This window comes from Rhodococcus sp. USK10 (genome assembly GCF_019378875.1).
GTDB lineage: Bacteria > Actinomycetota > Actinomycetes > Mycobacteriales > Mycobacteriaceae > Rhodococcus_F > Rhodococcus_F pseudokoreensis.
This window is the reverse complement of the sequence record NZ_CP076047.1, coordinates 737,370-755,907: the sequence shown is the minus strand read 5'-3', so window position 1 is coordinate 755,907 and position 18,538 is coordinate 737,370. Positions and strand designations below refer to the sequence as shown.

The 18,538-nt window shown below is 62.8% G+C and carries 16 protein-coding genes, 4 pseudogenes and 1 other annotated feature; of the genes and pseudogenes, 12 read left to right on the top strand and 8 right to left on the bottom strand.

The window, feature by feature from the left end:
* Positions 1 to 27: 27 nt before the first annotated feature.
* The 6 genes from I1A62_RS04050 to I1A62_RS04025 are packed head-to-tail and all read right to left on the bottom strand — an operon-like array spanning position 28 to position 5,377.
* Positions 28 to 1,461, bottom strand: coding sequence for a carboxylesterase family protein (locus I1A62_RS04050; protein WP_219454285.1), 1,434 nt, complete (start codon positions 1,459 to 1,461; stop codon positions 28 to 30).
* A 57-nt stretch (positions 1,462 to 1,518) separates the two neighbouring features.
* Positions 1,519 to 2,313 carry an SDR family NAD(P)-dependent oxidoreductase gene (locus I1A62_RS04045; RefSeq protein ID WP_219454283.1) on the bottom strand — a complete coding sequence of 265 codons (795 nt, stop codon included), beginning with the start codon at positions 2,311 to 2,313 and terminating at the stop codon, positions 1,519 to 1,521.
* Entirely contained in the window at positions 2,310 to 2,543 is a 234-nt protein-coding gene (locus I1A62_RS04040; RefSeq protein ID WP_219454282.1) for a hypothetical protein, read from the bottom strand. The genes I1A62_RS04045 and I1A62_RS04040 overlap by 4 nt, the downstream gene beginning before the upstream one ends.
* Positions 2,540 to 3,130: a MarR family winged helix-turn-helix transcriptional regulator gene (locus I1A62_RS04035; protein WP_219454280.1), complete on the bottom strand. Its 591-nt coding sequence runs from the start codon at positions 3,128 to 3,130 to the stop codon at positions 2,540 to 2,542. Before I1A62_RS04035 ends, I1A62_RS04040 begins: the two co-directional genes overlap by 4 nt.
* Positions 3,105 to 4,070 carry a PDR/VanB family oxidoreductase gene (locus I1A62_RS04030; protein ID WP_219454278.1) on the bottom strand — a complete coding sequence of 322 codons (966 nt, stop codon included), beginning with the start codon at positions 4,068 to 4,070 and terminating at the stop codon, positions 3,105 to 3,107. The genes I1A62_RS04035 and I1A62_RS04030 overlap by 26 nt, the downstream gene beginning before the upstream one ends.
* A complete protein-coding gene (locus I1A62_RS04025; protein ID WP_219454276.1) occupies positions 4,067 to 5,377 on the bottom strand; it encodes a Rieske 2Fe-2S domain-containing protein in 1,311 nt (436 codons plus the stop codon). The genes I1A62_RS04030 and I1A62_RS04025 overlap by 4 nt, the downstream gene beginning before the upstream one ends.
* Before the next feature lie 329 nt (positions 5,378 to 5,706).
* On the opposite strand from I1A62_RS04025, the gene I1A62_RS04020 reads away from it, so the two are divergent.
* The 10 genes and pseudogenes from I1A62_RS04020 to I1A62_RS03980 all read left to right on the top strand — a co-directional run bounded on the left by I1A62_RS04020 (position 5,707) and on the right by I1A62_RS03980 (position 16,245).
* On the top strand, positions 5,707 to 7,062 hold the full coding sequence (locus I1A62_RS04020) for an MFS transporter (protein ID WP_219454274.1): 1,356 nt from the start codon (positions 5,707 to 5,709) through the stop codon (positions 7,060 to 7,062).
* 519 nt (positions 7,063 to 7,581) lie between these two features.
* The gene (locus tag I1A62_RS04015) at positions 7,582 to 8,049 is read left to right on the top strand and encodes a MaoC/PaaZ C-terminal domain-containing protein (RefSeq protein WP_219454273.1); all 468 of its coding nucleotides are present in this window, start codon (positions 7,582 to 7,584) and stop codon (positions 8,047 to 8,049) included.
* Positions 8,046 to 9,692: an AMP-binding protein gene (locus I1A62_RS04010; protein WP_219454271.1), complete on the top strand. Its 1,647-nt coding sequence runs from the start codon at positions 8,046 to 8,048 to the stop codon at positions 9,690 to 9,692. Before I1A62_RS04015 ends, I1A62_RS04010 begins: the two co-directional genes overlap by 4 nt.
* Before the next feature lie 213 nt (positions 9,693 to 9,905).
* A complete protein-coding gene (locus I1A62_RS04005) occupies positions 9,906 to 10,166 on the top strand; it encodes a DUF4263 domain-containing protein (RefSeq protein WP_257890422.1) in 261 nt (86 codons plus the stop codon).
* A 145-nt stretch (positions 10,167 to 10,311) separates the two neighbouring features.
* Positions 10,312 to 10,845 (top strand): helix-turn-helix domain-containing protein, encoded by a 534-nt coding sequence (locus I1A62_RS04000; RefSeq protein WP_257890421.1) that lies wholly within the window; start codon positions 10,312 to 10,314, stop codon positions 10,843 to 10,845.
* Between the two features lie 12 nt (positions 10,846 to 10,857).
* Positions 10,858 to 12,077 (top strand): annotated as a pseudogene (locus I1A62_RS03995) (IS3 family transposase).
* Positions 11,136 to 11,264 (top strand) — a sequence feature (AL1L pseudoknot). It overlaps the preceding pseudogene by 129 nt.
* A gap of 309 nt (positions 12,078 to 12,386) precedes the next feature.
* A pseudogene (locus tag I1A62_RS03990) lies at positions 12,387 to 13,157 on the top strand (DDE-type integrase/transposase/recombinase); the annotation flags it as partial.
* 85 nt (positions 13,158 to 13,242) lie between these two features.
* A complete protein-coding gene (locus I1A62_RS45870; protein ID WP_257890420.1) occupies positions 13,243 to 13,749 on the top strand; it encodes a site-specific integrase in 507 nt (168 codons plus the stop codon).
* Positions 13,750 to 13,853: 104 nt separating this feature from the next.
* Positions 13,854 to 14,330 (top strand): tyrosine-type recombinase/integrase, encoded by a 477-nt coding sequence (locus I1A62_RS45865; RefSeq protein ID WP_374710671.1) that lies wholly within the window; start codon positions 13,854 to 13,856, stop codon positions 14,328 to 14,330.
* A complete protein-coding gene (locus I1A62_RS03980) occupies positions 14,299 to 16,245 on the top strand; it encodes a tyrosine-type recombinase/integrase (RefSeq protein WP_219454270.1) in 1,947 nt (648 codons plus the stop codon). Before I1A62_RS45865 ends, I1A62_RS03980 begins: the two co-directional genes overlap by 32 nt.
* Positions 16,246 to 16,253: 8 nt before the next feature.
* Here I1A62_RS03980 and I1A62_RS47050 read toward each other — a convergent pair whose 3' ends face one another.
* Entirely contained in the window at positions 16,254 to 16,532 is a 279-nt protein-coding gene (locus tag I1A62_RS47050) for a hypothetical protein (protein WP_374710670.1), read from the bottom strand.
* Positions 16,533 to 16,591: 59 nt separating this feature from the next.
* On the opposite strand from I1A62_RS47050, the pseudogene I1A62_RS03970 reads away from it, so the two are divergent.
* Both I1A62_RS03970 and I1A62_RS03965 read left to right on the top strand, forming a co-directional pair.
* Positions 16,592 to 17,314 (top strand): annotated as a pseudogene (locus tag I1A62_RS03970) (Mu transposase C-terminal domain-containing protein); the annotation flags it as partial.
* Positions 17,311 to 18,125, top strand: a pseudogene (locus tag I1A62_RS03965) (ExeA family protein). The pseudogenes I1A62_RS03970 and I1A62_RS03965, both read left to right, overlap by 4 nt.
* A gap of 233 nt (positions 18,126 to 18,358) precedes the next feature.
* Here the strand turns inward: I1A62_RS03965 and I1A62_RS03960 are convergent.
* Positions 18,359 to 18,529, bottom strand: a complete 171-nt coding sequence (locus I1A62_RS03960; protein WP_219454268.1) for a hypothetical protein — start codon at positions 18,527 to 18,529, stop codon at positions 18,359 to 18,361.
* Positions 18,530 to 18,538 lie beyond the last annotated feature (9 nt).

Genomic DNA, 18,538 nt, shown 5'->3' with positions numbered 1-18,538 from the left:
GGCGCGGAGATGGGAACGTCGGGTGCGCTACGGCGTCGCTGCACCGGAGTCGTCGCTTTTCGCCGTTTCCGAAAGTATCATGTTGTGCCCGTTACTGACCGTCGGCGCCCCGATTTCTATGGACAGATCGTCGGCGGTCATGCATCCGTGAAAGAACCGTGCGCAGAGGGCTTGCAGCTCAGTCGCTGACGGCTCTGCCGTTATGGGATCGTAAAGCCTCTGCAGGAGCGGGTGTGTCCACGTACCGAATAGAAGTGGAATCTCGAGAGTATGAGTTGCGCCGAGCCATCCTCCCCACAGGGGGGAGCCGGTGCGCTGTCGCACGGTGTAGACCGGGTGTCCGTTCGTGACAAATTCTCGCCGCATCACATCTGCGGGTTCATCTATGATCCGGTGTTGCACAGCGCGCACGGCTGTCTCGACAGAATCTTTCGGGTGCCCAGCCGCGGGGTTTTCGATCGAAGATCGTTCGATCGAGCCCGGATACAGTCTGTCTACCATGTCCTGGGCAGCTCGGGCCGACACGGACGGCTGCGGTCCTTCACGCTCGAGCAGGAAGAACGACCCTTCCCTGGCGGCAGTTGACATGAGGACCGGATACGGCCGCCGTCCACCTGGGTGGGCGGTGAGAACGGCGGAGTTGGCGATCGTAGGCCAGAAACGATGACCGGCGGCCGCCGAAAGTGAGGTTGCCCGAACCAGTTCTTGCGCAGGAATATTGGGGAGATCACCCACTCTAATACCTAAGGTCGTTGCGAGGTGCTCTGTGGCGGCCTCGGTTTTCTTCCTTGATTGAGACTGTTGAAAACCGCTGAAAAGCATCAGACCCGCGAGGTGTGGGCGCAAGTTCGCTGACAGGCCGAGCAGTGCCGCGCTGATCGAGCCCGCTGACTCTCCGCCGACGAAGAGTTTCTCCGTGTCTCCGCCGAACGCCTGGCCGTTTCTGCGAACCCACTCCACCGCACAAAAGAGATCGAGCAAACCGGGCGAGACACTCTCGTCGTTGAGGTCCGGGTGTAGCGCGAAGCCCAGTGCACCCAGTCGATAGTTGACTGTGACTACAAGGGCGTTGGTGGCTGCGGCCAGGTGGGCACCGTCGATGGAAACGGCGCCGGCACTACCGTTGGTGAACGCGCCGCCGTGGATCCAGACCAGTATAGGCATAGCGTCGTGAGCTCCGGCAGGGACCCAAAGATTGAGCCACAGCGCATCTTCGGACTGGCCGTTGACTACACCCTGTAACAACGTCGAGCGGACGCTTCCAGGCTGGGGGGCAGCGGCGCCACTGTTGACGGCGGCGCGTTGTCCGTTCCAAGCCGGCGCGAGTTGGGGTGCGCGGAACCGGCGGCCCCCAAGCGGCACCTGAGCATAGGGAATGCCCAGGTAGCGATCGACGCCATGTGACCGTATTCCCGTCAGCGTCCCGGATTCGGTAGCGACGGGTGGTGCCGTAGTGGTCATGTGTTGGTCCTTGACGGGTATCAGGCGAGACGAGATTTTCACACGTACGGGTTCGCCTCATCCAAACGCAGACCCACCATTGACATAGAGCGTTTGGCCGGTGATGAATTGCGCTTCCGGGCTGGCTAAAAAGAAGACTGCACTGCTGATGTCGTCAGGCTGGCCCAGCCGCTTGACAGCCTGACGATTTTTGGTGGCTTCCATAAACTCTAAGCTGAGAGAATTGGCCGACATAGACGACACAACCACCCCGGGAGCTACGACGTTTACTGTGATCCCGTCTTCGCCGACCTCTGTGGACAGCGCACGCGTCAGCCCGATCAGTCCCATCTTGGATGCACGGTAGGCAATGGATTGGCGCATTGGGTTCAACACCGACCCGGATCCGATGTTGATTATGCGGCCGCTTTGATGCTCCCGCATCAGTGGAATCAGCGCCCTCGAGAGAAGGAATGGTGCGGTCAGGTTTACTTCAAGGATTTGGCTCCAGCAATCGACGTCCAGTTCATCGAAAGATATTGCATCGTTCATCGCGGCGTTGTTTACTAACACATCACACCGCCCGAACGTCGCTTGGACCTGCTCACGCAGGGCGTAAATCTCGCGCTTGTCGGTTACATCGAGCACGAACGATGACCATTCCACTTCGTGGTGTGCGGCAATGCGCCCGTACTCAAAGTCGTCGACCGGTTGGCTGTCGACGCCGATCACGTGGGCTCCCCCCGCCGCGAGGCGGACGCAGATCGATCGTCCGATGCTGCCAGCGACGCCGGTGACTACGGCTACTCGCCCGGCTAGGGGTTTAGAGTTGATCGAGCCGCCGTTGTCCGGGCCATCGTTCTCCTCTGTCATGGGACGACCTGAAATTCATCTCGAGTAAGTGTGGGGTCCTCGACCACCGATGCGCCCAACACTATGAGAGGAAGGCCGTTGGCGATTTCACGTCGCCTCAGGTACTGAAAACTGCGGTATACATCGGAAGGCACATGCAGCTCCGAGGCGAAGCTGCCCGTTTCCTCCAGCGCTAGCAGACGAGCGCTGGCGTTGTTGAGTATATGATTGATCCAAACCAAGCCGGTCATTCTCGCTTTCCTCCTTCGGTTAGATCGCTTGCACTCTCGACGGTGGTTAGTAGCAGCTTGAGTGCTGCGGCTATCTCATTACTCTGTTGAGTGTCCAGAGATTGCAAACCGCAGAAGGAGCTAATGATGGTCTCCATAGCGTGACGGGCAATCTGGTGCCCTGCGTCTTCGAGTACCACCAGCTGAATGCGAATGTCGGACGGGTGCGTTGCCCGGCGGACCAAATTCAGTGCGACCAGGCGTTCGACCTGTTTGCTGACCGCACCCGAAGTGATCAGCAGCTGACGGAACAGTTCTGTGGGCCGCAGCGCGTACTCGGGGCCTGATCTTGCGAGCGCAAGCAGTACTCGCAGGTCACCTGCGCCCAGTCCGTGGGACCGCGCGATGTCCACGAACTGTCGCTCGATATGAAGCGAGATTCGCTGAACCATCGCGGTGATCAGGAAAGGGTGAACATCGGCACGGCGCAGTTCACTAGACCACTGTCTCGCAAGATCTTTGAGATCAGGCGGTGCGGATGGGCCATGCCCGCCAGACGAACCAACGCCGTGCTCGTTGCCTTCAGAGGTCAAGGACAAGGCGATCACCTTTCGATCCAGAACAACAGATGAACATGACGTCGCCTGCTGCCCGTTCGTTTGACGACAGTATCGAGTCTCTATGATCCGGCTTTCCCTGCAGGACTCGGGTACGACAGCTGCCGCAGATACCCTCTTCACAGGAGAATTCGACGTCGACACCGGCGTCGAGTACTACGTCGAGTATGGACGCGTCCTCGGCAACCTCCAAGGTCACACCGGATCGCACGAGTTCGACTGTGAACCCGCCCGCTGCTGATTCGATGCCACTTTGGAACCGCTCGACGTGAATATTCTCTGCCGGCCGAGCGTGCGTGGCAGCAAGAAATTCGTCGAGCAGGGAAGCCGGGCCACAACAATACAGTTGCGTATCGTTGGGCGTGTTCTGCAGTATATTCGCGACCCGCATCGTGCGTGGACCCGCTTCCTCGGTGATGTATAGGGCGGTTGGGGTCGGGTCCGTGACCGCATCATCGACTAGTTCACGAAGAAATGGCGCGCGGCTCCGCGACTTAGCTGCGTAATGCAACTCCCACGACCGCCCCTCCGTGGTCAGCTGACGAATCATGGCAAGTACCGGTGTAATGCCTATGCCGCCGGCTATGAAGACCGAGTGCGAATCGTCGTTTTCTACCGTGAAATTTCCGGATGGCGATGAGATGTCGACGCAGGTACCCACCCGCAACGATTCGTGCACGAATCGCGACCCGCCCCGGCTTTGCTTTACCAGCGCGACAGCGATCCGGTAAACCTTGGGCGATTCCGCGCTCGAGTCGAGCAGCGAGTAGCTGCGCGTAATCCCGGGCGCGACAGTGACGTCGATATACTGTCCGGCGATAGCCGGCGGTAGTGAATGCCCGTCGACCGCTTCGAACTCGACGATTTTCACGCCATCTGCTGCGTCCGAGATGTCTCGCACGCGCACGGCCAGTTGGGCGCGGGTGTTCATTTTGCCGATACGGACGAGTCGGATGATTCTGCATGCAGAGTGCTACCCGGAACCAGGTCTCGCCAGTGAGAATCCGAGGAAACGGTCGTATCCGGGGCTGACCGGATGTTGTCGAGGTCGGTAATGGCCAAGGCGATCGGTTCTCCACCGTCATCGTTTCGTCGCACCGACTCTAGGAGGCGTTCGCGAAGATGAATGACCGCTCGGTCGGCTGCGACCATGTGCTCTTTCGTGCGATCGACGACGGGGCCCATACTGACGGCCAGAACAGCGTCTTCTTGTTCGATACCGTCGAAGCCGGTCCAGTCGGTACTCATCCGGGCGCGATCTTGGCCCATGCCGTCAGCCCACGAAACGGTGAAGTTGCAGTCGCGGTCGTTCCAGAAGCGGGAGTCCGTCAACCCCATTATGCGGATGATCTCGTTGCGGTCGATCGGTTTTGGTCCGTGAGCAATGATGTAGGTGCTGGTTGACCCCAGATCTTGTGGCACCTCGAACGCGAAGAATTGGAAGGCAGGCGACGGGATTATGCGAACGAACGGAAGAATGACCGGCATCACGCGGGCGCTGTACCCATTCGTATCGCCTGCTTCCGGGGGAAGGGTGCGTTTGGCAGCGTAGTGGAACCCGAAGGCTGTGTCTTCGATCTCGAGGGTCGGTGCGTTGTCCGACGAAGCCAGGGCACCCGGGTTGAATTCTTCGTCTTTGGGATTGAATTCGTTCAGCATCCACGTCGGGTTCGCTTGATTGCTGTGCAGGACGCCGACGTGTGAACTGTCGCAACCACCTTCAAAAAGCTGGAGGTAGTTCGCCTGGGTGTTCAGTCGCAGCACGGCCCGGTTTTCGTCGGGTCCGTTCATGAAGTCCCAGTGTGGGAAAGGGGGTTCCTGAGCTTTAGGGCCGATGTAGGTCCAGACCAGGCCGCCCGCCTCACGAACCGGGTATGCGGGCGCTTTGACACGTTTACGAAAACGTTCGCTGCAGTGGTTCGGTGTGTCCTGGATCGTTCCGTCAACACCGAACTTCCAACCGTGGTAGAGGCACCTGATACCACCTTTCTCAACTCTCCCGAGAGCTAGGGATACACCCCGGTGCATGCAACCTTCGTCCAGTACACCGACTGCTCCGCTCGAATCCCGGAAGACGACGAAGTTCTCGCCCAAGAGCGGCGCTCGCAGCGGGTCGGAATCGATGTCGGACACTTGCGCTGACGTGCAGATCGGAATCCAGAATCGACGCATCATTCGACCCATGGGGGTATCCGGTCCGACCTCCGTCAGGACCGTATTTTCTTCTTTCGTCAGCATGACGTCTCCTTAAAACCCTCGTGGGTGATGTCTTCCGCGGAAGACTACTTCCATGGAAAGTATGACGTCAACCACATGCTGTGGTTGCGAGCATGCCGTCTCCTGAAAACTTCCGTGGATGATGGCTTCCATGGAAGACTACTTCCATGTAAAGTATGACGTCAACCACACATGTTGGTTGCGCAACAGGGGTCACAGTTCGATCCGAATACCACCTGGCCGAGACCGGCTGGGGCGCCGACGGCGCCGACTAGATGCGCTCGGTTTTTTGCGACGCCCAACCAAACGGTGCCGCAGCCCTCATAGAATGTCCAGCACGAGGAGTGCTCATGCCCCAAATTCGAAAATCCGCAACGCCACCGAACCCACCGATCAAAAGCACAGAGATTCGTCGGGTGGCCCTATCCAGTTACCTCGGAAACACCATCGAGTACTACGACTTCATCCTGTACGGATCAGCCGCCGCGCTGGTTTTCGGCCCCTTGTTCTTCTCGAACTTGAGTCCAACCCTGGGAACGATCGCGTCGTTCGCAGTATTTTCCGCAGGATATATCGCCCGCCCGCTCGGGGGCATCATCTTCGGAAGTCTCGGCGACCGAATCGGCCGAAAATCCGTATTGCTGTACACAATGACGATCATGGGTGTGGCCAGCGGATTGATCGGTCTCCTACCGACATACGAAAAGATCGGTGTAATCGCGCCGATACTCCTGGTGGCCCTTCGAGTAATACAAGGCTTTGCGGTCGGTGGTGAATGGGGCGGCGCATCTCTGATGGCAGCCGAACATGCACCCCCGAATCAGCGAGGCTTCTACACCGCAATTGGACAGGCCGGACTTGCTTCAGGTGGCCTCCTATCCACTCTGGCCATGGCGCTCGTATCTCAACTGCCAGACGGCCAACTTTTCAGTTGGGGCTGGCGTGTCCCGTTCCTTGCCAGTTTCGCACTCTTAGCGGTGGGGGTGTTCACTCGAGTCACCATCAGCGAGAGCCCCCTGTTCGAAGAACTTCAGGAAAAAAGTGGCGGGCACATCCAAAGGCGAGGATCTTTCCGCGCCCACCGAATTGAGCTGCTCAGGGGCATGGCCGCATCAGTCCCCCCAGCCATCTCTTCGACGGTTTTCGGTAGCTTCGCTGTGTCTTATGCAGTATCTTCTGGTCATTCGCGATCGGTAGTCCTCACTGCCCTCTGCGTAGCGTGGGGTCTTTCCATTGTCGCTACACCACTCTACGGAAAGCTATCGGACAAACTTGGCCGTCGGCCCGTTTACATCACAGCAGCACTGTCTTTCGCGATCTTTGTTTACCCCCTGTTCAAAGCTATCGGATCCGAGTCGACGGTCATGATGTTCGCCGCTTTTTCCATCGCATTCGCTCTAATCACCGTTGCCATGACTGGTATGCTCTCCGCCCTCCTGTCCGAGCTTTTTTCGACCGAATATCGTTACACCGGGGTATCGATCTCCTATCAAGGTGCCACAGTGATTGGCGGACTGGCTCCACTCGGCGCCAGTATCATGTTGGCCAGCGGATCCAATGTCGCCGCGGTAGCAATCCTGGTAGCGGTTTTTTCTTTGCTCGGCGCGGCGGCAGTCGGCACGGCGACAGAATCACGCGGAGGAAGCCTTCGAGGCCAAATGACGCCTTCAATCGAACCGTCCCCCACGAAATCTGTACAACCGTAGGTTTCACGCGGACACTACCGAACGTTGAACATCATCTTCGTCTCTACTAAACGGCCTATTTCTAGTTAGCGATCAACGTAGCACTAAACTCGGGTTTCGTCGGCCCGCCACACCAGACACCGAAAAATGACCCAGATGATGTGTTCGCTTAAGGTAGGCCACCTTCATAAGCGACAAATCACAAGTAAAAGTCAGTGACCGGCCCAGGCCTGGCTGGCAGAACAGGTGTGTCGCTCCACGACGCGCGAACAGTGAAGGACTTTTCTTCTCCTTCGGGTGCACTTGCGGGGTTTCCACCTGCACTAGCCGCGTGGAAGGCCATGTGTTCCTCGTCGAGTGGCTGATTTTCAAGGCTTTTCGACCTCACGACTAGGGACTGCTTCTACACCACTCCAGTTGATGCGTGAAGTGAAGCAGCACCCAATCCCCTAAGATTTTGAACCCGCATCTCGGCGCCCACCTACCTGCTAACTGTAGCCAATTCCTGATCATCCACATTTATCACCGTGAGGAAATTCATTGATTTCCAAAGCTTTTGAAGACATCCGCATAGGCGAGACCTCGACCACCGAATGGCGCTCCATAACCGAGGACTATGTCCGCTGCTTTGCCGAAATCACTTGGGACCGACACCCTCTGCACTTGAATCCCGCCTACGCCGAGCGCACACGCTTCGGCCGCCAGATCGCGCACGGAGCGCTGATGGTCTCCACGCTACTTGGTCTGGTCGATCTCCACCCTGCGTATCTACAGTGTTTCTATGGGCTCGACCAACTCCGATTTCACGCCCCCGTATACTTCGGCGACCGGGTCCACGCCGTCACCGAGGTCGTTGAACTGCGTGTTCGCTCGGATAGCCAAACAGGAGTAGTTACCAGCAAGGCCTCTTTGTTTAAAGAAGATGGGGAACTGGCGGTCTCAGGCCTGTTCTCTTTCCTAGTCGCCGGTCACGCGCGGGCGATCGACGTGGAAGCGGTAGCACGATGAACGCTCGACTACCACAACCGTGGTGGCAAGATCTCAACTCTCCCAAATTCACCTGGACCGTGCCGAGCGAATTCAACATCGCGCAAGCATGTGTCGACCTGCAGGAACCGAATGACTGCGCACTGATCGTTGACGCCGATGACCGAAGTACTGAGTACACATTCGGTGAGGTCGCGTCACTCAGCCGAAAGTTCTCGACAGTCCTTAAACACCTCGGATTGAATGCCGGAGAACGCATCGGCGTGATGGTTCCACAAGGCATTGAGGTTCTCACTGCACATCTGGGTGCCTTCCGGGCTGGCGTCGTCACGGTGCCACTCTCGGTGAAGTTCGGTCCCGATGCCGTCTATCAAAGGCTTCGGGACTCGCAAACGCGAGTACTCGTCGTGGATGCCAAGGGCTTCGCCCGAATCAGGGACAGCCTTGTCCACGTCCCGTCGCTAGAAGCGGTGCTACTGATTGGTGAGACCCCGTTCGGCACCTCACCGATCGACATATTCCCGTACGACCGACTGGTCGCCGAGGCCGCAGAGGACCCCGAGACAGCTGCAACCGGACCCGACAGCCACGCGATCATCATCTACACTTCCGGAACAACCGGAAGCCCTAAAGGAGCGCTACACGGTCACCGAATTCTGCCCGCCCACATGCCCGGTGTACGCATTGCGTTCAGCGACGCACCCCAGCCGCAAGACGTTTTCTGGACACCGGCCGACTGGGCGTGGATCGGCGGGTTGTTCGACGTGTTGTTCCCAGCACTGGCGATGGGCTGCACCGTCATTGCCACGCCTGATCAGTTCACACCCGCCCGCGCCCTCGAAGTGATGCGCCGCTATAAAGTCACCGCGTCCTTCATCCCCCCGACAGCACTCAAGCAGATGCGCAGCACAAGAGTTGACCGCGCCTCGGCCGAAGGCGTACGACTGCGAGCACTCGCTACCGGTGGCGAATCCCTCGGAGAGGCGCTCCTGGCATGGGTAAAGAACACCTTCGGGGTAGCGATCAACGAGTTCTACGGACAGACCGAGATGAACATGACGATCGGGACCTCTCGATCAGCCTGGGCCGCCAAACCTGGGTCGATGGGTCAAGCTTTCCCCGGCTTCACTGTCGCCCTGCTCGACCCGATCGGAGACGAAGTCGACACCGGTCAGATTGGCGAGATCTGCGTGGCAACAGGTAATCCAGGCCAGTTCCTCAGATACTGGAACCAGCCAGGCGAAACATCGGACAAGGTCCACGGGGGATGGATCCACACCGGCGATCTCGGTCGCTCAGACAATGAGGGCAACCTCTGGTACGAGGGCCGCATCGATGACGTCATCTCCTCCGCTGGTTATCGGATCGGGCCCGGAGAAATCGAGGAGTGCCTGCTCTCTCACGACGCGGTTGCAATGGCAGGAGTCATAGGTGTTCCAGACGAACTACGTGGTGAAGCGGTCCGCGCCTTCGTAGTACTTGCCGTAGGAGTTTCGGAATCGGAAGCTCTGCGCAAGGAACTCCAGGACCACGTCAAGAGCCAACTAGCATTCTACCAGTACCCCCGACAAATCACCTTTATCGACCAACTCCCACAAACCGCCACTGGCAAGATCTTGCGCCGCGAACTCAAGCATCTAGCTGAGGACGCCACCGATCAATGAGCGGTCACATAACTGAACACCCTGCGCAGTTTTCAGACAGTCCGACACCCCGCCGACACGTCGGCTTATGAATGGTGAACAAGTCTGCACGACATTCGTTCTGAACCAGTCCCACGGACAGACCGGGCGAGGGGACTGCGGGATTGTGCCCCATGGGGTGGTGTAATTCGAATCCGTTCAATGGTGTTCGCGGAGATCTAACACCACGAAACGTTGCTGCTGGGGAAGGAATACCGGTCAGGGTGTTGGTCGCCGTCATCCGAGCTCAGCGGCGGGGCCACACAGATTCAGCAGACGGTACATCGAGCGGCTCGCGACATCCACGGCAGACTTGCAGAGAAGGATGAAACTGGATCCGACACCGGCGAACACACGTACTTGGTTCGTCCTCGTGCGTTCCTGATTGTGGGCAACCTGGCACAGCTGTTGACCGTCTCTCTGCGTGACGACCACGGCATGCCCGTTCTTCACTGAGGGTGCCGATGGAGGATCGCGGTGATCGCAGGGGTTGATCTGCTTCGTGTGCATCGTCAGTGTGACGAGGAACTGACGGGTGCGCGGCACCCCGCGAAGTCTTGGCGGGCTGGCGGGGTGCCGCGCTGTAGTGCTGGAGGCACTGATGGTGACGGTAGAGGCTGATCCTGTCCACGTCGAGTCCCGACTCGCGGCCTGGACGATCGGGTGCCCCGCGTGTGGGGACGACGGTGTGCTCGGCGGTTGGGGGTATGACCGCGCTCGCCGGATCGTCGGGCTCGGTGATCGGCTGCGGCCGCGGCGCGCGCGGTGCCGGGCGTGTGCGGTGACCCACGTGTTGTTGCCAGCGGTTGTGCTGCTGCGCAGGGCGTATGCGGCGGAACTGATCTGGTCGGCGTTCACCTTGCGGGCGGAGGGCTGCGGGCATCGTCGGGTCGCCGCGGCCGTGAGGGTGCCGGCGACGACGGTGCGGGGCTGGCTGCGCCGGATCGAGGGGCGCCTCGAGGTGGTGCGGTCGTGGTTTCTCGGTGTCGCGGTGCTGGCCGGGGTGGACGTGACAATTCCCGATACCACCGGCTGCCGGTGGCGGGATCTGCAGTGCGCGGTGGAGACCGCGTCCGCGGCGGTGCGATCTCGGTTTGAATCGCCCCGGGTCTGTCGGAGGCTCTCAAACCTGTGAAGGATGGAGAGCATGGCAGCACCACGGAAGTACAGCGTTGAGCTGAAGGAACGAGCAACGAAGATGGCGGTCGAGGCCCGTCAGGATCCGGCGACGCGGCCGGGAGCGCTCAAGCGGATCGCCGATCAGCTCGGTGTGCACCCCGAGGCGCTCAGGACCTGGGTCAAACAGGCCGAGGTCGACGGCGGCGTGCGCCCGGGCACCACTACCAGTGATGCCGAACGGATTGCCCAGTTGGAACGGGAGAATCGCTAGCTGCGGCGGGCGAACACGATCCTCAAGCAGGCCTCGGCTTTATTTGCGGCGGAAATCGACCGCCCACAGCGCTGATCGTGGAGTTCGTCGCTGCTCACCGCGACGAACACGGAGTCGATCCGATCTGCGCGGTCTTGCGCCGTACGGCCGCCCAGATCGCTCCGTCCACGGTCCGAGCTCACCTGAGCCCCCAGCGAACCGAATCGGCACGTGCGGTGCGTGACCGCGAGGTTCTGTCCCGGATCCGGGGTGTTCATGCCGACAATCTCGGGGTGTACGGGGCCCGCAAAGTGCACGCCAGTCTGAAACGAGAAGGGATGTCGGTGGCCCGGTGCACCGTGGAACGATAGATGAAAGCCGATGGGTTACGGGGAATATTACGGTTGAAAGGGCGGAAGACCACGCACGCTGACGGGGCCGAGACTCCGCGGCCGGCGGATCGGGTCCAGCGGCAGTTCGTCGCCGACGCGCCCAACACGTTGTGGGTGGCGGACCTGACCTACATTCGCACTCATTCGGGGTGGGTGTACGCCGCGTTCATCCTCGACGTGTTCTCCCGGATGATCGTCGGTTGGCAGGTTTCGACGTCGATGCGTACCGACCTGGCCCTCGACGCCTTGGATATGGGGTTGTGGGCTCGCCGACGGGTCGGCCAGGACGTCACCGGATTGATTCACCATAGCGACCGCGGCGTGCAGTATCGAGCGGTGCGATACACCGAGCGCCTCGACGAGTGTGACGCAGTGTCTTCTGTTGGTTCCAAGGGAGATTCGGATGACAACGCGATGGCGGAGGCGTTCAACTCGTTGTTCAAGGCCGAGTGCATTCGCAATCCCGTGATGCGCCCGCACGGGGGCTGGCGAGGCGTTGGAGACGTCGAGTGGGCGGTCGCCGAGTACATCGACTGGTTCAATCACCGCCGCTTGCACGGCGAGATCGACCACGTCCCACCCGCAGAGTACGAGACCGCCTACTGACACGGCGGCCGACTACCGTGAGACACCGGTCCTCGCTGAGGCCGGAACCAGATAGCCGAGCCTCCGTAGAACCCGGGGCGAATTAGTTCGGTCCGGCCGGGTTCGTCGGCGCGGTGACGCCGGTGCGGGTAGCGGTCGCGGCCAGCGGTGGTCGCCTCCTCGCCCCGGGGTGGCCGTCGGCGGCGCCGACGGCCGGACGCAACACCAGTCGCCCCTGACGCGGGCGGCGATGATCGGTGATCCTCGCGAAAGGCCCCTGCCGGCAACACCTGTGCCGACGGGGATTTCATCGAGAGGGGAACCGAGAAGATGTCGTGGGATGAGCACAAACGCCGGGAGCGGGCGCAGGCGATCGGATTGTTCCGGTATCGGCTGATCTGCCCGGCCCTGGACGAAGGATTGTCGACCAAGCAACGCGGCAAGCTGGTGCGCGAGATCGCCGCCGACACCCATGCCGACCCGTTCGGTACTCAGGTGCGGATCTCGCGGGAAACGCTGGACCGCTGGATCCGCCGCTACCGCGGCGGCGGGTTCGAGGCACTGGTGCCCGAACCACGCCGACTGGCCGCGCGCACCGACACACAGGTGCTGGAGTTGGCGGCGTCGCTCAAGCGGGAGAACCCCACCCGCACCGTCGCGCAGGTAGCACGGATCCTGCGCACCGCGACCGGGTGGACGCCGTCGGAATCGACACTGCTGCGCCATTTCCACCGGTTGGACCTGATGGGACCGGGCGCCGGCGAACAGCCGACGGTGTTCGGGCGGTTCGAGGCCGCCGACCCGAACGAGCTGTGGTGCGGTGACGCCCTGCACGGCCCACGGATCGGAGACCGCAAGACCTACCTGTTCGCGTTCGTCGACGACCACTCCCGGCTGCTGCCGGGCTATCGGTTCGGGTTCGCCGAAGACACGGTCCGGCTCGCCGCAGCCCTGAAACCCGCCCTGGCCGCGCGGGGTGTTCCCCGCTCGATCTACGTCGACAACGGCTCCGCGTTCGTCGACGCGTGGCTGCTGCGGGCCTGCGCGAAACTCGGTATCCGGCTGGTGCACTCGACACCCGGACGGCCCCGCTTAACCGGCTAATCCTGGTTTGGTGACCGCCGCGACACGCCGACTTTCTTGCGGTGCTTGCCGCATTGTGAGACGTCTGGAATATATGTGTCCCATGTCGGAAGAACAGCGCACCGAGACGTTGCGGGCGGTGGAGCGGGACGGCCGTTGGTCACTGACCGGGCCGGGACCGGGCGGTGTCGATGTGGTCAACGACTATCTGGGCTATCTGGCCGACCGTATGTACTCACCGCGCACCGTGCGCGCTTATGCTTTCGACCTGCTCGCGTTCGCTCGGTGGTTGGTCGACGAGCAGCTCGGGCTCGACGAGGTCACCACGGAGGCGTTGCTGCGGTTCCTGGCGTTCTGTCGGGCGACGCCGATACCGGGCAGGCCGGGCGGCAACGTGTACTCGATCCGGGACCGCCGTAATGTCGGCTACGCCGCGACGACGATCAACCGGCGGCTCGCGGCGATCTCCGGGCTGTTCTCCTATCGAGGGATGAGGGACGGGGCTGCAACCAGCCGGTGCCCAGCGGCCCGGCTGCACGCCGTGCAGCCACAGGCGAGCAGGGTGGCCTGCTCGCTCACCTGCGCAAACCGAAGCGACGCTCGCAGCTGAGGGTGCGGGAACCACGGCGGCTGCCTCGCGGTCTGGACCGGGCGGAGACCACCGCGCTGTTGGGGAGTTTCCGCACCGATCGGGACCGGGCGATCGCAGGGTTGATGCTGTTCTCTGGGCTGCGCTCGGCCGAGGTTCTCGGCCTGGCGGTGGGCGATGTGGACATCGGCCGCGGATGGGTGCGCGTTATTGGCAAGGGCGACAAGGAACGTCGCGTTCCCCTGGACCCGGATGTGGCGGGGCTGGTACAGACCTATCTGTTTGCCGAGCGTCCGGAGACCGACAGCGACACACTGTTTCTTGTCGCGAAGGGTCCGAACCGGGGGCGGCCGCTGACACCGGCGGGGTTGCGCACGATCTTCCGCTACCACCGAGACAAGGCCGGGGTGCCGGCGGGACACCCGCACGCGCTCCGGCACTCGTTCGGCACCGCGCTGGCCGAGGCGGGAGTGGACTTGTCGGTGCTGCAGGCGCTGATGGGCCACGACCACGTCGACTCCGCCGCCGCCTACATTCACCTCTCCCCGGCGCACGTGCGCGCCGCCTACGATGCCGCCCGCGACCGCCAGCGCGCCCGGTAGCGCCGCCGCGACCGCGCCAGAGCCGCGCGGGACGGCGCTGATGGACGGCTACCAGGCCGCGCTGGCTGCCCGGGGCGCGGGGAACAGTTCGTTCCTCGGCGCCGCCCGCGTGTTCCTGGCCCGCTGGCCGGACCCACAGCGGTGGGCGGAACAGCCATTGCCGACGCGGCTGTCGGCGAGCTCGGCGGTCCGGCCGCTGCTGAACTACCTGATGATGGCGGGCTATCTCCGGCCGGGCTACGACTACCTGCTCGAACGCAAGCTACCCGCCCTGCTGCGGGAGGCGCAGGCCAGCCCGCTGTCCGATGATGTTGCCCGGTTCCTTTCCGCTGCAACCGAAATCGGGTACACACCGAAGGTTGCCGCCGGGATGGCCAGCCAAGTCGCGGTGCGGATGCTGATCCAAACCGGGCGCCCACTGGGCGAGCTCGCCGACGCCGACGCCGACGAATTCGGCGCGGCGATCACCGCCCGCGAGCGGGCCCATGACCGCACCCTCAAGCACTACCGCACCGCGCTGGCCGCCACCCGCGGCGTGCTCTACCACCTGGATGGACACCTCACTCCGACCGCGAAGCACACCGCGCATCTGCGCTGGCCCTGGTGGCGTCACTTCGACGGCGCCCCAGCCGGATTGGCTGATTCTCTGGTGGCTTACCTGGAATGCGCCTCGGGCACCCGCACCAGGTCGACCGTGCTCGGCATCGCCGCCCGGCTGGGGCATTTCGTCCGGTTCCTGACCGAGCAGGACTCGACACCGACGTCCCTGGCCGACCTGGATCGGCAACGCCACATCGAGCCGTATCTGGCTGCCGTGGCCGCCGCCCGCAACCCGCGCACCGGCGCAATCTTGTCGGCATCGGAACGACGCTCCCGGATACTCACCCTCGGCAGGTTGATCGACGACATCAACGAGTGGGGGTGGGCCGAGGCGCCCGGCCGCAAGCTGGTCTTCGCCCGCGACGTTCCCCGGCTCCCACGGGCGCTGCCCCGATACCTGCCACCCGACGCCGACCGCCGGCTCACCGCCGCGCTGCAAGCCTCACCCAACCGGTTGCGCGCCGACGCGCTGCTGCTCCTGCGCGCCACTGGGATGCGCATCGGCGAGCTACTCGACCTCGAGTTGGACTGCGTGCACGAAGTTCCCGGCGCCGGCGCCTGGGTGAAGGTTCCGCTGGGCAAGCTCGACACCGAACGGATGGTGCCGGTCGACGACGACACCCTCGACCTGCTCGACCGGATCGTCGAGCACCGCTCGCCCGCCCGGCCGCTGCCGCACCCGCGCACCGGCAAACCGGTCGAGTTCCTATTCACCCACCAAGGCCGCCGCATCTCCGCCGACACACTCCGCGTCGAGCTGACCCGGTCAGCCACCGAGGCCGGACTGAAATCGACTACGCCGCACCAACTTCGGCACACCTACGCCACCGTCCTGATCAATTCCGGGGTGTCGCTGCAGGCGTTGATGGCCATGCTGGGGCACGTCTCAGCGGAGATGAGCCTGCGCTATGGCCGGCTTTTCGACGAGACCGTGCGCGCCGACTATGAGCGCGCGCTCACCCTCGCCAAGGCCCAGCTCGGCCCGGTCCTGCCACAACGCACCCAGCTGCCCCTCACCGACATCACCGGCGGTGACCGCGACTGGCGCGGCGCGCCGCTGGTCAAGGCGCGGATGGCCGGCGGGTACTGCCTGCGCACCCCCACCCAAGGCGCCTGCGCCTACGCCAACATCTGCGAACACTGCCCGAACTTCCGCACCGGCCCGGCCTTCCTGCCGATCCTCGCCACTCAACGCGCCGACGCGGCCACGCTCGCCGCGGACGCCGACGCTCGCGGCTGGGGCGACGAAGCAGCCCGCCACCTGCGTCTCGTTGAACGGCTCGATCTGATCATGAACCGAGCGGACACACCGTGACAGACGACCTAACCGTCCGCGTCGAACGAGCGTGTCGACAACTCCTCGCCGCGGGCACCGACATCACCTTCGCCGAGGTCGCCACACACGTCGGGATCGGTCGCGCCACCCTCTACCGGCGCCCCGAGCTTCGTGCCATCGTCGAAGAACACCGCCAACGCGGCAAAGACGCGTTCACGCTCACCGGCCTCCAGGTCCAGATCGACCAACTCCGCACCACCCTCGAAGCCGTCGCCGCCAAAGCTCGGCGACACGAAGAAGAAATCAGACGACTCAAACGCGTCCACCAAGTCGACTGATGCGCTCTCCGCACGAGCGCAAGCTTCCCCCAGGATTAGCCGGATAACCTCAGGGCCGAGGCAAGATCGAACGGTTCTTCCGGACCGTCCGCGAGCAGTTCCTCGTCGAGGTCACCGGCACCAGCAGCGAGGACCTCACCGCCGCCGGGGTCGGCCACGCGGCCGCACTGCTCGAGATGAACCGCCTGTTCACCGCCTGGGTCGAGACCGAGTACCACCGCCGCGTGCATTCGGAGACCGGGCAGAGTCCGCTGGCGCGGTGGCAGGACGGTTGGGACCGGCTCGGCCGCACCCCGGCGATGCCGACGGCCATCGATCTCACCGAGGCGTTCTTGTGGTCCGAGTACCGCACCGTCACCAAGACCGCGACCGTGTCACTGCACGCCAACGTCTACCAGGTCGATCCCGCCCTGGTCGGCCGCCGCGTCGAGCTGGTGTTCTCCCCGTTCGACTTGGAAACCCTCGAGGTCCGCTACCGCGACAAGAGCTTCGGGACAGCGACACCGCATACCATCTCCCGGCACGCGCACCCCAAGGCGACACCGGAGATCACCGAGCCGGAGAAACCCACAGCGACGGGGATCGACTACCTCGCCCTGACCGCCGCCACCCACCACGAGCAGCTGCGCGGGAACGAACGCATCGGTTACCACGCCCTCTACGGCACCACCGACACCGACGGCGCCGACGAGAACCCGGACCCGCCGTCCCTCGACGATGACGGCCTCGACCACACACCCGCCGCCAACGACGACGAGGTGTCGGCATGAGTATCCAACGACTGCAATCACATTGGAGTTTCACCCGGATGCCATTCGGGCGAGACCTGGCCCCGGGGATGCTGCACCGCCACCCCGGTCACGGCGAGGCAGTCGCCCGGATCACCTGGTGCGTCGACCAACGCGCGATCGGGGTGATCACCGGCGAGGTCGGCGCCGGCAAGACCGTCGCCGTCCGCGCCGCGGCCGCGGCGTTGGATCCGTCCCGGCACGTGATCATCTACCTGGCCAACCCTCCATCGGGGTGCGTGGCATGCTGGGGCACGTCGTCGCCGCGCTCGGGCACACCCCCGCCTTCCACACCGCCAGCCTCGCCCCGCAAGCCTCGGACGCACTCGCTACCGAACACGCTGAGCGGGGACGTAATCCGGTGCTCGTGATCGACGAATCCCACCTGCTCGACAACCACCAGCTCGAAGCGATTCGCCTGCTCACGAACCATGAGATGGACTCCGGATCCCCCTTCGCGGTCGTGCTGGTCGGCCAACCCACCCTGCGGCACCGGCTCCGACTCGGTGTGCTCGCCGCCCTGGACCAACGCATCGCCGTGCGCTACACGATCGCCGGGATGAGCGCAGCCGACACCACCGACTACATCCGCCACCACTGCCGCATCGCCGGCCGCGACGACACCCTGTTCTCCGACGACGCGACCGAGCTCATCCACAACGCCTCACGCGGGCATCCCCGCGCCGTGAACAACCTCGCACTGCACGCCCTCACCGCTGCCTTCGCCGCCGACCACGCCATCGTCGACGAGAAGGCCGCCCGCATCGCCATCAGCGAGATCGCCGCGGACTGAACCCGACCCCCATCAGCCCGACCACCACCGCGTCAACCCGACGAGCACTCCGTCACCACGCCCACCACGGCCCCGCTCACCACCCCCTAGCGGGGCCGTTCTCACACCGCATCATCGTCAACCCCAATGACGCCGTCGTCGTCACAGTCAACGACGCGCAACACACAGCTACGTGGGCAAAACGGTGTGAACCAATCAAAGTTCGAGTCGTTTGAGCTATACCGTCGAAATTTTTACGAGCCGGAGATCATCACGTTCGACGAGTTGTTGTCACGGGCCGAATGGCACTGCTCCTTGGTAGACGGAGAGGTATAGAGCACCATACTGCCGTACTCGTACTCGTACTCGTACTCGTACTCGTGGTCGTGGTCGTGGTCGTGGTCGAACAGATGTATCGAACGCAATTCTGCTCA

What these genes read in the sequence shown, in the direction of transcription:
- I1A62_RS04040 (WP_219454282.1), bottom strand. Translation starts at nt 2,543, where the DNA reads ATGACCGGCTTGGTTTGGATCAATCATATACTCAACAACGCCAGCGCT.
- I1A62_RS04050 (WP_219454285.1), bottom strand. Translation starts at nt 1,461, where the DNA reads ATGACCACTACGGCACCACCCGTCGCTACCGAATCCGGGACGCTGACG.
- I1A62_RS04000 (WP_257890421.1), top strand. Translation starts at nt 10,312, where the DNA reads ATGGTGACGGTAGAGGCTGATCCTGTCCACGTCGAGTCCCGACTCGCG.
- I1A62_RS45865 (WP_374710671.1), top strand. Translation starts at nt 13,854, where the DNA reads ATGCTGTTCTCTGGGCTGCGCTCGGCCGAGGTTCTCGGCCTGGCGGTG.
- I1A62_RS04045 (WP_219454283.1), bottom strand. Translation starts at nt 2,313, where the DNA reads ATGACAGAGGAGAACGATGGCCCGGACAACGGCGGCTCGATCAACTCT.
- I1A62_RS04030 (WP_219454278.1), bottom strand. Translation starts at nt 4,070, where the DNA reads ATGAACACCCGCGCCCAACTGGCCGTGCGCGTGCGAGACATCTCGGAC.
- I1A62_RS03980 (WP_219454270.1), top strand. Translation starts at nt 14,299, where the DNA reads ATGCCGCCCGCGACCGCCAGCGCGCCCGGTAGCGCCGCCGCGACCGCG.
- I1A62_RS04020 (WP_219454274.1), top strand. Translation starts at nt 5,707, where the DNA reads ATGCCCCAAATTCGAAAATCCGCAACGCCACCGAACCCACCGATCAAA.
- I1A62_RS04010 (WP_219454271.1), top strand. Translation starts at nt 8,046, where the DNA reads ATGAACGCTCGACTACCACAACCGTGGTGGCAAGATCTCAACTCTCCC.
- I1A62_RS45870 (WP_257890420.1), top strand. Translation starts at nt 13,243, where the DNA reads ATGTCGGAAGAACAGCGCACCGAGACGTTGCGGGCGGTGGAGCGGGAC.
- I1A62_RS04025 (WP_219454276.1), bottom strand. Translation starts at nt 5,377, where the DNA reads ATGCTGACGAAAGAAGAAAATACGGTCCTGACGGAGGTCGGACCGGAT.